The organism is Robertmurraya sp. (assembly GCF_036676585.1).
Classification (GTDB): Bacteria; Bacillota; Bacilli; order Bacillales; family Cytobacillaceae; genus Robertmurraya_A.
The window spans coordinates 89,115-101,925 of sequence record NZ_JAKFCQ010000055.1 but is presented as its reverse complement, the minus strand read 5'-3'; the positions used below and the strand labels follow the sequence as shown (position 1 = coordinate 101,925).

The window sequence follows — 12,811 nt, the reverse complement described above, 5'->3', positions numbered from 1 at the left end:
AAGAAGTTTTGTCGCCAAGATAGGAAATTCAATTTTTAAAGAAGAACATTACTATAAAGGAGTTGAGACTATGAATACGAGTTCGGTTGCTAAACAATTAGGAGTTTCTTCAAGTACCGTAAAACGTTGGGTAAAACAATTAAAACTAAACTTAGAGAAAAATGATATGGGGCATTTCACCTACCAACAAGAAGACATTGACCTATTAATGACTTATAAGGAACAGCAAAACGAAGCTTTACTCGTTTACAATGAAATTGCGGCTGGTAAAGACTATTTACGAAGAGGCTCAGTTCATACATCCATTGTTGATGAAAATACGGTCCTTCTCAATCGTATCAAATGTCTAGAGTCCATTATTCAGTCAAAGGCGGACCAGGTCGTGGAATATCAGATACTCCAACATCGGAGAGAAATGGAGGAAATGCAAGCTACCCTTGAAAAACTTGAAGAGAGAATTCGATTATTAGAAACACAACAAGTACCTCCTTCATCCCTTATTACCCCTTCCGAACAACCCATAAATATAAAGCCTCGAAGAAAGAAAAAACAGAGTATCCTACAAAGTGTTTTCCGTTCTTCCACCCAACACAGTTCTTAGCATCTAAGATGTGTTTTTTTTTGCGTTTTTACAGAAACTAATATAAAAGACATGAGAGGGTATGAAAAGTCAAGTATTCAGTTCAGAAGCCTTGATTTTAAAGAAATTATGAACGACTTGTGAAAAAACCTGTATTTTTTCGACAAAATTCTTTCCTATTTAATAGTTTTCGTATAAAATTAATCTCGTTTGGATGAAGTGATATATAACTGGAGGTTACATGATGGTTTTCAAGAAGAAAGACAAGTTTAATACTTTGTTAAGCAGCATTGCACAAAACCTTAAAGAAGGTGCAGATTATTTCGCTGATTACAAGTTGAAAAATGTGAGCGATCTAAAAATATTCTCCGAGACATTAAAGGACTACGAAACTAAAGGAGATACATATGTACACGAAGTAATAAAAGAGTTAAATAACGCTTTTATTACTCCTATTGAGCGTGAAGACATCCTTCTTCTAGCTATGAGTATGGATGATGTAATCGATGGAATTGAGCATTGTGCAGCTATGTTTGAAATGTACAATATTACTCAAGCTGACGAATTCATGGTGAAGTTTGTAGAGGCTATCAGAAACTGTGCGATTGAAATTCAGCAATCGGTTGAACTGCTTTCAACAAAAAAGCTTCCATCAATTCGTGAACACGCGATTAAAATTAAAGACTATGAGTCAAAATGTGATGGAATCCTTCGCCAGTCAATCAAGCATTTATTCTCAGTAGAAAAAGATCCAATTCGTGTTATTCAATACAAAGAAATTTACGAAGAACTTGAAGAGATTGCTGATAGCTGTCAAGGCGTGGCAAACACACTTGAAACCATCATCATGAAAAATGCATAAGGGGACATACTAACATGGATGCATTATTTGTGATAACGATTTTAATAGTGGTCGGTGCCCTTGCATTTGACTTTATTAATGGCTTTCACGATACAGCAAATGCGATTGCGACTGCTGTTTCTACAAAAGCGTTAAAACCAAGGCACGCGATTATCCTTGCTGCAGTCATGAACTTCTTGGGAGCAATGACCTTCACAGGTGTTGCAAAAACAATAACAAAAGACATTGTCGATCCCTTCACTCTTCAAAACGGATCACTTGTTATTTTAGCCGCCTTAATTGCAGCCATTTTTTGGAACTTACTAACTTGGTATTATGGTATTCCAAGCAGCTCGTCTCATGCCATTATCGGATCCATTGCGGGTGCAGCTATTGCTGCTGCCGGATTCACTTCATTGAATTACAATGGATTCTTAAAAATCTTACAAGCTTTGATTTTATCTCCGATCCTTGCGTTTGTCGCTGGATATATCGTTTACAGTATTTTTAAAGTGATCTTTAAGAACAATAATTTAGCTAAAACTAACAGAAGTTTCCGTACTTTTCAAATTTTCACAGCTGCCCTGCAAGCTTATACACATGGAACAAACGACGCTCAAAAAGCGATGGGGATTATTACGATGGCATTGATCGCCAACGGGTTTACTACTTCTACGGATATTCCTTTCTGGGTTCAATTTTCCTGTGCGGTAGCCATGGGATTAGGAACAAGTGTTGGTGGTTGGAAAATCATCAAGACAGTTGGTGGAAAAATCATGAAAATTAGACCTGTTAATGGGGTAGCCGCTGACTTAACTGGAGCAATGATCATTTTTGGTGCAACGTATATTCACCTACCAGTAAGTACAACGCATGTTATTTCGTCCTCCATTTTAGGAGTGGGTGCTTCTCACCGTCTGAAGGGTGTGAAATGGGGAACAGCTCAAAGAATGCTAATCACTTGGGTTATTACCTTACCAATTTCAGCGACTATCGCAGCCCTATGCTATTTTGTCCTTAATATGATTTTTTAAATCAATATAAAAACTTCGAGTTCACGACTCGAAGTTTTTTATATTTTTCTAATATTTTTCTTTTGTTTATTCATTACCTCATAAGATTTATCAATAATATCAGTAAGTACATCACCTTTATAGACTCTTCCTATTTTTGTATGCTCCTGATAATACTCAACAATTTCATCAAGTTTTTCTAATGTTTCTTTTGTCACTCGCACATTTAGTTGGACTCTTTTCTCTTCTCCCATCCCTGCAACCATCCTCCTAGTTCTTTTTTATCAATTTGCTAGCATCTGCTAACATAATTATATCAATATAAACAACAATGTCTATCAAAAAAAGATGCCCGTTTTCACGGACATCTTTTAACGTTTTTATTCTTTTGTATCTAACGGCTTTAATTTCGCTTCTATACTGCTTCTTTGCGCTTCAAAATATGGAGGAAGAGCGAGACGTTCTCCAAGATGCTCAAACGATTCATCTCCCTCAAACCCTGGACCATCCGTCGCTAATTCGAATAGGATTCCATTAGCCTCTCGAAAATATAAAGACTTAAAGTAATATCTTTCTACAAATCCTGAGCTAGGGATTCGCAACTCTTTTAAATACTGAACCCACTTTCTCAATTGTTCTTCATTTTCCACTCGAAAAGCTACGTGGTGAACACTTCCACGTCCTGGTCTTTCCACAGGAAGATCTGACTCTTCAAGGACATGTATTTCGGCTCCGGTTCCTCCTAACCCGGTTTCAAATACTGTCACTTTCTTTTCTTGTATCATATAGGTTCCTACTTCCCTGAATCCTAAAACCCGAGTTAAAATCATAGATGTGGATTCAAGCTTTGCTACCGTCAACATCACAGGACCCAATCCTATAATTGCGTGTTCAACGGGAACTGGACTTTTCTCCCAAGGCCTTCCCCCTTCAACACCATGATTATTCTCGTCTGATACAAGCATCAATCTTTGACCTTCAAAATCCTTAAATGTAAGAGATAATCTTTCGTATACCTTTTGTTCCTCATATTCTACACCTAAGGAATCAAATCTTTCCTTCCAATACTGAATCGCAGAATCTGATGGAACACGTAGAGAAGTGGTTGAAATACTATTTGTACCGTATCTTGTTTGGCCTGCATGAGGTATTTCAAAAAATGTCAGATCGGTGCCTGGATTCCCTCGTTCATCTGCATAAAATAAATGATAGACAGACGTATCATCTTGGTTTACGGTTTTCTTCACAAGTCGTAAACCGAGTGTTTTTGTATAAAATTCATAATTTCCCTTTGCGTTAGCTGTTATGGCGGATACATGGTGTTGTCCTTTTAAAGGTAATAACTGCTCCAATATTAGCACTTCCTTATCTTTAATTAAAATATCTCAATTTAAAAGTATTTATTTTATTGTGCACTATTTTACATCTGATTGCAAATAATAAATTTCTCTTGTACTTAATGTTTAGTCGTGTTATAGTTATGAAGCGATGAGCTGAATTGCATAAGTCGAGAGACGCTCCTTTATTGGAATACACGAATGTGGCGTGTAGTCTCGTCGCCGCAATACGCAGAAAAGACTCCTACGGGGGTCTTTTCTTTTTTATTTCTATAGCTGTGATAAAAAATAGGTGCAAAGCCTTTCTGAATGGACTCGGACAGATATATATGGTGGCAATGTTCCATTGGCAGCTTCATAAGGGACTCCAAGCCAGAATATTTTGTTATCCACCATGACAAAAGGAAACGGTGGTTGTTTCTCTTCTTGTCTAAATATTGGCTTAACGGAGGAGCCTTGTAGAAGGCGGTTCCACTCATCTGATAATACTTTTCCTTCTGGGAGAGAAACGAGAATTTCAGATTTGGCTGACCTTACATCGCTCATCAATTTCTCAAGCTTTTTTGCATGCATCCAGGATACTTCTTCATGTTGATTTTTTATCCAGTTACCTATTTGCCCAGAAGTGATAAGCTGATTCGTACTTTCCTGAAATTCTACTAACTTTCGAATCGTTTTATCTCGGTATACCTTCTGTTTTATGTAATTTCGGTTAGCAAGATGAACAAATTTTCCCTTTGTCCTTGTCACTGCCACATTAATTAACCTCTCACTCTCTTTGCCGGTTAATAACATGCTCGGCCTACTTTCAGGAAACGAATCAACCGTATCAAAAACTATTACTTCCCTTTCACTTCCTTGAAATTTGTGTACCGTTGCAGATAGAATCTCCCCATTCTGAAGCTGTTGATTGTATAAATCTTGTAACAGTGTATCCATTAGTTCTGCTTGGGCACGGTACGGAGTCGTATACCCTATATTTTTAGAACCACCCACATATAATTCATGAATGACTTGAAATGAGAGCAAAACCTGCAACAAATTAAATCGTGATCCTGACGTGGAACGCATACAATACTCCCCCATATGGCTCGTATCTAATAAGATCGACGCCATCTTTGGAAATGGAGCTCTGTTTGCGATCGGCTCTCTTACGGTGTACATACTTTTGTAATCTTTTACCATACCAAAATATACAAATTGGTTTGTAAATGCGGAGATGTCAGGATGCATTCTCCTTTGTTCAGATAGCAAAAATAAATGAGGATGCAAAGCCCCCTCTTTTAACCCCTCTACAACTCCAGACTTATTAAACACATCCTCTTTTAACCATTCATTTACTAGAGGGTGATTGGCATGTGCAATGGGTGGAAGCTGTTTAAAATCACCACATACAATGCTCTTTTTTCCTAAAGAAACTGCGAATGCAACTTGCGGAATATATGCCATGCTTACCTCGTCTATAATAACGAGATCATATTCCTTTTCATAAATAGAGGGATCTGTTGCAGCTTTTGCGAGTGTAGTTCCGATTACCTCTGCATCTTTTACAAACGTCATTTCTTTCGCACGAATTTTATCTAGTACTTGAGCTAGCTTTCTTTCTACTTCTAAAAGTGTTTCAGAGTCTCTAGTGGAGAAAGAACCTCCTAAATCTTTTTTTAGTAGATGCCTCTCATTTCTAATTTCTTCTCTTTGCTTTGAAAGTTCAGGGTGATCTTTTTTTAATAAAAAATCAATAGTTAAAGGAGTGTCCTGTAATATTTCACTTACTTGTGATCCATATCGAAGAAGTTCTCCAACCTGTAGCTTATTTTGTTTGTCAACAAAACGCATTATCTCTAACATTAACACATCAACAGCTTGGTTACTTTGAGACAAAACAAGAACCTTTTTCCCTTTTAAATATTTATTTGCAATAACCCTAGCTAGTGTGTATGTTTTTCCAGTTCCAGGTGGGCCCCAAACAAAGGTAATTGGATTGTATTTTGACCTGAGCACAAGCTCATGTACATTCGTTTTTATTTTTTCTATTGGATGAAGCGGCACCATGGTAGGCTCCAACATTTTTTGAATCCTGGTCCTTTTCTTCTTGCTTGAACGAATGTCTTGAAGTCGATTAATTAATTCATCTAAAAGTTCCCATGGATCATATTGGAGCATGAGTTCACTTAAGACAGCTCCAATATATTGTTCGAGTTCTACCATCATACTTTTTCCTTCTGATGATAAAACTCTACCTGCAATTTTTCGCTCTCCCCACCATAACGTTACTTTAGACCCAATTGGAATACTCGTCGTTGTTGATGCCGTATTAAAATAATAAATATAAGGTGCCCTCTCGTTAATCGCGTAGCCATGAGTAAGGCGATACCTTGTGCTACCGTACTTTTTCAAATATGAAATCTCTATTTGCAGTGCCTTCTGCCAAAGTTGTAAATAAGTTGCCATCTTTGTCTTCCCTTTTATTAATAGTAAAAACTCAGAGCGTACACACTGAGTTTCGTCCCGAGCTCATATTATAGCTTTAATTGGTACAAAAAAATAGGTTTAATTGTTATATTCAGATAGGCTTGGAATTGGCATATGGTCGTCCTTGAACAACTCTTGGCCCTCTTCAAGCGCAAAGTTTCGTCCGAGTGGCAGCTTGAACATATCAATATCAACGATGTATTTTGGACGGCGTTTGGATTCTTTGTATATTTTTCCGATATATTCCCCGATTAAACCAATAGCGATTAATTGAAGACCACCAATCAGCCAAATAGATGTGATAAGGGAAGTCCAGCCAAGCTCTGTATTTCCAAAAAACTTTAAACTTAGAAAATAAAGTGCAAAGAAAAGACTGATAAAAAAAGATACTAAACCTCCAACGAGGACTAACCGAATCGGAGTAACTGAAAAGGAAGTAATTCCATTAAATGCAAACGATAGCATTTTACGTAATGGATATTTACTCTCACCTGCTGTTCGTTCTTTTCTTTCATAGAAAACCTTTGTAGATTGAAAACCAAGGAGCGGAATAATTCCTCTTAAAAACATATTCACTTCTTCAAATCCTTGTAGGTACTCTGCTGCACGCTTACTCAATAAACGATAGTCCGCATGATTATAAATAAGTTCTACTCCCATTTTGTTCATTAACTTATAGAATGATTCAGCAGTAAATCTTTTAAAGAATGTATCTGAATCACGCTTCTCTCTTACACCGTAGATAACTTCATATCCCATCTGATATTGCTCGATAAACTCCCGCATAACATAAATATCGTCCTGTAGATCCGCATCAATCGTAATGATAGCGTCAGATGACTCTGTTGCTATGTGAATTCCGGCTAATAAGGCATTTTGATGTCCCACATTTCTAGACAATTTGACTCCCTTAATCATTCCGTTTTTTAACGTTTCTTTATAAATTAGTTTCCATGTTTGATCTTTACTACCGTCATCTACAAACAGGATCTTACTCTTAGGAGAAATTAGCCCATCATCTACCATACTAGTCAACAAGTTGGATAACTCAGAAATGGTTTTATGTAATATTTCTTCTTCATTGTAACAAGGTACAACGATCGTTACGTTTGTTGGATTCAAAGTATTGCTCCTCCTAGCTGTTTAATATAATTTGTATAAATAAATGGTCCAAGCAGAGTTTTCCGATTGGAATATTTTTTCAAGCTGTAATTTGTTTTCATTCGCATTCTTAATAGGCATTGCTGAAAATACATACTCTCCACCTAATTCCTTTAATTTAGATGGCTGCAGCTGCAAATTTTTTAGAGTTTTAGAAGAATTCTTTTTGACCATATAATGCTTTCCAATTTGGGCTGTAAAAATATAGCATCTTCCCCCCCATTCATCGAAATATCTTTTGATTTTTTTGTTCTTACTTAATTCCTTTTCAATAATAGTTCGAAATTGATGCTTATAAGTTAAAGGATAGAAGTTATTATACGTATCAAGTGTGTAGAAACCGTTATACTGTGCGATTGCTGGGTGAATTCCGATACTTACCACACGATAGTCGTTTACTGGTCTTCCTATAAACGCTTTTATGTTAGCAAATTGTTCTGTTGCGTAAAATTGTTTTACGGTTGGCTTTCGATGATTAATGATCTCTTCATTAAAGGCAAATAACAGCATGATCTGTGCAACAAGGATGTAACGAATATATCCGTTTTTTTGAATGTATGACTTAATAATGAACAACGCTTGTGCGAAATTGATATAAATAATAAGTGGTCTAAGAAAGTGAAACCTTGCGAAATTAAACGTATTCAAAAAATGAAATCTTTCTACGATCGGAGCCCAACCTTCATAAAACCAAAATGCATACCAAAGGGATAAGAAAAAGTTTATTACGAACAAGGTAAGATACACTTTATGAACTTTCCAACTCTTGTTTTTTAGTACTAAAAAAAGGGCTATTAAGAGAATCGGGAGGATGACTAAACCATGAACGGTCATCACATGTGTATGTCCTAGGATGAAATTCTTAAAGGTTAAGCGAATCACGCGCCATAATGGTAACGTAGCATGAATATATTCATCTCGACTGTTCGGTTCACCAGCAACGAGGAAGGAGCTAACTAGACGATATTCTACGAGTAAAAAAACCAATGCCATGTACACGATAGAAAGAAAAAATCGAATTTGAAGCTTTTTTCTCGTTAAAAGCTCGTAGAACCAAAAGATACCCATCGCTACCAAAAAGAAGAAAAAACCTAGTACAAAGCTAGAATAGAAAGGTAAAAAAGTAAAAATGATTACGTTATTCCAAGTTTTCTTTCCACTATGAACATTAAGGAATGCCCATAAGGCCAAAGGCATACCAAGTGTACTTAACATCCCTGATGGCCAAAAGGGAGTTAACGCAAACGCTAATGCGACACCTATACGAATTACCGTATCAGGACTATTTGAAACAAAGTAATCCCTAAGCAATAAGTACATTCCAAGAAAAGCAAAAAAACGAGTGATCGCCTGACTAATGGCATACGCCGTCATCGTTGGAAGAAAATGATGAAGCCAAACAATTCCACTAAATTCGGTTCCAAATGCATTTCTAGGCAGACCATTTATGACTTGTGGGATTACGGCATCAATCCCTCCAAATAATTCCCCACTACGGGAAAGAACTTTATACCAAGCAAGATTGGAATCCAAGTTATCATGAACTCGTATATGCGCATTTTCTCCTAGTACAAATAAAGGCAGTAAATACACAGCTATAACTACTATTGCGAACATGAACATTCTTCGCTCAAAAACAGTTGAAGATTTGAACAAACTAGCCACCTCATTCAAAAAAGCTCCATTTCTAACTTTTGCATTATTACCGTAATTATTCCATTTTGTTTTTTTACCGAAAAAAAGCCCCCTTGAGGGGAGCTTTCTTACTACTTCTTAATAAACATTTGTGTCCAATGGTTTCCAGCTTCCACATAACCAACACCAATATGTGAATAGTTACCACTTAAAATGTTTTTACGGTGTCCTTCACTATTCATCCAAGCCTGGACAACTTCCTCAGGAGTTCTCTGTCCTTTTGCAATGTTCTCTCCAGCACTTTGATACGTAATTCCGAAATCACGCATCATATCGAATGGAGAGCCGTAAGTTGGACTGGTATGCGAGAAATATCCTTTTTGTTGCATGTCACGTGATTTCTCACGAGCTACGTTACTAAGTTTTGTATCAGCTTGAAGCGCAGGTAAACCAGCTTTTTTACGTTCCGCATTCGTTAACTCAATTACTCGCGATTCAATAGAGCTAATGGATCCAGCAGCAGGTGTAGTTTTTGGTGCTGGAGCTGGGGCAGCAGGAGCAGGAGCTGCTTGGTTTTGATTTTGTGTTGGTGCTTGTTGCGGCTGTGTGGCATTCGGCTGTTGTTGTGTTGGTTGTTGCTGTCCAGCTTGACCAGTAACAATCTTCCATTGACCTTGCTTAATAATCTGGCTATGTGGATATTTACCACTTGGTGTACCTGTACTATAAGCATTTGGATCAATTGTGATAACGCCAGTTTTAATTTTTAATATGTCACCGTTATGCGCTAATGCTTTGGATTTTCCTTGTTCGTTTGACGACCCGTTCATCCCAGCGGCTCCGAAGCCTCGATTCTCTCCTCTGCCTTTTTTCACATACCGATAATCATCGGTTGGGGACGGATTAGTTCCCACATCTGTACGGCCAATCTCTCTTCCGCCTCGGTAATCGGAGTCCATATGATATTGATGATCTCCTCGACCTAAACGAACAAGAGGATTCATATCGGTATTATTCACTCGTTGAGTTCTGTTTGTTGTATATCTTGATGCTTGGTCACTTGTAAATCCTACATCCGAAGTACCGGTCGTGCGGTTATTAGTATCTTCGGCTGCATTGTTGTTACAAGCAGTAAGCAACATTAAAGAAAAACCTACAGAAAGTAGACGCTTGTTCAATGTAAACCCCTCCTCTTAGTAAATAAGTGTTACATATGTATTGTTTCTTCTTTCGAGACAAAACATAGATGGGAAAAATCGAGAATAAAAATGGCATAAACAAGGAAAAATGACATAAAAAAAAGATAACCTTATTGAAGGCTATCTCAGGTGACTTTTATTTTGATGGTACAGCTGATATCTTTGCAACCAGATCAATGGTACGTTCGATATCCAGTTTGTTCACTTGATGATGAGTGGTAAACCTAACAGAGGTTGGTCCAAAGGTGACAGCTAGCACTCCCTGTTTTTCTAATTCATTTACAAATGCTTGAGAGCTCATTTGTAAATTTGCTACATCAACAACCACAATATTTGTTTCAACTTCATTGACCACTTGAATCCCCTTTATATTTTTAAGGGCATCAGAAAAGCTCCTAGCTAACTGATGGTCTTCAATTAACCTTTCTCTCATAGTGGTTAAAGCTACATACGCTGGTGCCGCAATCAGCCCAGCCTGCCGTAATCCTCCACCTAATCTTTTTCTCCACTTTCTTGCTTTGACAATAAAATCTTTATCTCCAGCCAAGATGGAACCAACAGGTGCGCCAAGCCCTTTTGATAAACATACTTGTACAGTATCACAGTACTGCGTAAAATCAGTTACAGAAACACCTAAAGCTGCAGCTGCATTAAACAACCTAGCTCCATCCACGTGAACAGGAATATGATTTTCTGCTCCTATTTCATAGATCTGTTTCATGTTTTCAACAGGAACGACCGCACCACCTGCACGATTATGTGTATTTTCCAAGCAAATTAAGCCCGTATCTGGAAAATGAATGTCCTCGGGACGAATAGCCGAACGTACTAATTGTGGATCCATCGCTCCTCTAGAGCCTTGTATCGTTCTAGTTTGCACTCCAGCTAACGCGGACACCGCACCTGACTCATAATAAAAAATATGTGATTCCGCTTCTAGTAAAAGTTCTTGTCCCGAACGGCAATGGGTTAGAACAGCAATTTGGTTACCTTGTGTCCCACTTGTTACGAATAGTGCCGCTTCCTTACCAAGAATGGCAGCAGCTTCCTCTTCTAATTTATTTACAGCAGGATCCTCTCCATATACATCGTCACCAACCTCTGCATTAAAAGCGGCCTCCCTCATTTCTTTTGTCGGTTTTGTCACTGTGTCACTTCGTAAATCAATCACTATGTTTACACTTCCTTTTATTTCGTATTTCTAAATTATAAAACTTGTCCCACTATTTTTGTATAAAAAAAACCAGATCTTAAAAAGTTCTGGTAATGACTAAGGTTTAATGACATGTATTTGGGTTAATGTCCTGAAATAAAGTAGCGAAGGTGGACTTATAATTCTTCGTTATCGTTAATAATTCATTCTCTCCATAAATTTGACAATACTGAATAAAATCATCTAGTTCAAAAAAGATTTTTTCAACCACCTGTAATGGAAGGGAAATTATAATCAAATGCTCTCCTCCTCCGTCAGCTTCTGGAACATACATTAAAAACTTGTGGTAGAGAAAATCAAAGAACTGCAACTCATGATGAAGATGCTCCCTCTCTACATCATCAATATCCTCGTTATCTTCCACCTCATAACCACGCCAATGCAAGTGAAAAGATGAAAAATGAATCCAAAACATTAATATCTCCGAATTAACCGTTAACTTAATATCATTCGTTTCAACAGAAGAATCTAAAGAAAATAACTCCATAAAAAATGCCCCCTCAATTTAAAGACATTTTAACTTCACAGTTTTGCAGAACGCCTATAAACAAATAATCGATACTTATCATAACATAAAGAAAGGGTTCCACCTATTTACTTTTAATTCCATAAAGGAGAGATTTGATGCCGTTAAATAATCAGAATCCGTTAATACTTTCCAATCAAGGAGAACCAAACTCCAATCAGACCATATTCCGGTATTCCTACTTTCAAGAAGTACTACAAAACCAAAAAATGACTAACTCTACTTTATCACAATCCATTGAATCATTTCATAGCACGCTTAGTGAAACCACCTCCTCTCAGCAGATAAAATTTAATGAGCTACTACAAGAAATCAGCCGATCAGAACAATCTTTACGAGAGATTGCATCAATAATGATTGAACAAAGTAAAACCAATCAAAAAATTCTTGAAAGACTCGAAAAGCTTGAAAAAGAAAATGAACTTGTCCTTAATGAAATTACAAAAGAAGGGCTTATGCATGAAGCAATGGTGGATCAACTATCTTTACAAGATCAGCGTTTACTCGAGCTTAGTTCAACACTGTCTTCACACGAACAACAAACAGTTGAGTTAACGAAACAACTACATGTACATGAAAATATGTACGAAGAGATTTCAGAGAAAATGGGATTACAAGAGGTATTTCATCAAACAGTGATGGAAAGGCTAGACCATCAAGAGGCCATGTCGGAAAAAATTCAAAGACAACTCGATCATTTAAAGACGGCCATTTATGAGCGAGCATCACACTTGGCGGAAAAAATAGAGACGAACTTTAGCAAAGTTGCTAAACCTGTTCATCGATTTTTTGTACAAAAAGAAAAAAATGAGCAAAAATAATAAAGAAACCCCA

Annotated in this window: 12 protein-coding genes; 4 read left to right on the top strand and 8 right to left on the bottom strand. The window is 37.2% G+C overall.

Annotated features, from left to right (window positions below; all coding sequences use genetic code 11):
* Positions 1–70 precede the first annotated feature (70 nt).
* The 3 genes from ACGLXV_RS07095 (at position 71) to ACGLXV_RS07085 (ending at position 2,455) form a co-directional block, all read left to right on the top strand.
* Positions 71–601, top strand: a complete 531-nt coding sequence (locus ACGLXV_RS07095; RefSeq protein ID WP_391558067.1) for a MerR family transcriptional regulator — start codon at positions 71–73, stop codon at positions 599–601.
* A gap of 223 nt (positions 602–824) precedes the next feature.
* Positions 825–1,442 carry a DUF47 domain-containing protein gene (locus ACGLXV_RS07090; protein ID WP_391558137.1) on the top strand — a complete coding sequence of 206 codons (618 nt, stop codon included), beginning with the start codon at positions 825–827 and terminating at the stop codon, positions 1,440–1,442.
* Positions 1,443–1,456: 14 nt separating this feature from the next.
* Positions 1,457–2,455 (top strand): inorganic phosphate transporter, encoded by a 999-nt coding sequence (locus ACGLXV_RS07085; protein WP_391558066.1) that lies wholly within the window; start codon positions 1,457–1,459, stop codon positions 2,453–2,455.
* A gap of 38 nt (positions 2,456–2,493) precedes the next feature.
* Here ACGLXV_RS07085 and ACGLXV_RS07080 read toward each other — a convergent pair whose 3' ends face one another.
* The 8 genes from ACGLXV_RS07080 to ACGLXV_RS07045 all read right to left on the bottom strand — a co-directional run bounded on the left by ACGLXV_RS07080 (position 2,494) and on the right by ACGLXV_RS07045 (position 11,938).
* Entirely contained in the window at positions 2,494–2,688 is a 195-nt protein-coding gene (locus ACGLXV_RS07080; RefSeq protein WP_119708652.1) for a hypothetical protein, read from the bottom strand.
* A gap of 126 nt (positions 2,689–2,814) precedes the next feature.
* Positions 2,815–3,786, bottom strand: a complete 972-nt coding sequence (locus ACGLXV_RS07075) for a ring-cleaving dioxygenase (RefSeq protein ID WP_391558065.1) — start codon at positions 3,784–3,786, stop codon at positions 2,815–2,817.
* A 255-nt stretch (positions 3,787–4,041) separates the two neighbouring features.
* Positions 4,042–6,222 (bottom strand): AAA domain-containing protein, encoded by a 2,181-nt coding sequence (locus ACGLXV_RS07070; protein ID WP_391558064.1) that lies wholly within the window; start codon positions 6,220–6,222, stop codon positions 4,042–4,044.
* Between the two features lie 99 nt (positions 6,223–6,321).
* On the bottom strand, positions 6,322–7,365 hold the full coding sequence (locus ACGLXV_RS07065) for a glycosyltransferase family 2 protein (protein WP_391558063.1): 1,044 nt from the start codon (positions 7,363–7,365) through the stop codon (positions 6,322–6,324).
* 21 nt (positions 7,366–7,386) lie between these two features.
* Positions 7,387–9,027 carry a DUF6044 family protein gene (locus tag ACGLXV_RS07060; protein ID WP_391558136.1) on the bottom strand — a complete coding sequence of 547 codons (1,641 nt, stop codon included), beginning with the start codon at positions 9,025–9,027 and terminating at the stop codon, positions 7,387–7,389.
* 143 nt (positions 9,028–9,170) lie between these two features.
* Complete coding sequence (locus ACGLXV_RS07055; protein WP_391558135.1) at positions 9,171–9,869, bottom strand: CAP domain-containing protein; 699 nt, start codon at positions 9,867–9,869, stop codon at positions 9,171–9,173.
* 505 nt (positions 9,870–10,374) lie between these two features.
* A complete protein-coding gene (gene ltaE / locus ACGLXV_RS07050; RefSeq protein ID WP_391558062.1) occupies positions 10,375–11,409 on the bottom strand; it encodes a low-specificity L-threonine aldolase in 1,035 nt (344 codons plus the stop codon).
* Positions 11,410–11,515: 106 nt separating this feature from the next.
* On the bottom strand, positions 11,516–11,938 hold the full coding sequence (locus ACGLXV_RS07045) for a hypothetical protein (RefSeq protein ID WP_391558061.1): 423 nt from the start codon (positions 11,936–11,938) through the stop codon (positions 11,516–11,518).
* Positions 11,939–12,075: 137 nt separating this feature from the next.
* Here ACGLXV_RS07045 and ACGLXV_RS07040 point away from each other — a divergent pair, with 137 nt between their 5' ends.
* Positions 12,076–12,798, top strand: a complete 723-nt coding sequence (locus tag ACGLXV_RS07040; protein ID WP_119708658.1) for a hypothetical protein — start codon at positions 12,076–12,078, stop codon at positions 12,796–12,798.
* Positions 12,799–12,811 lie beyond the last annotated feature (13 nt).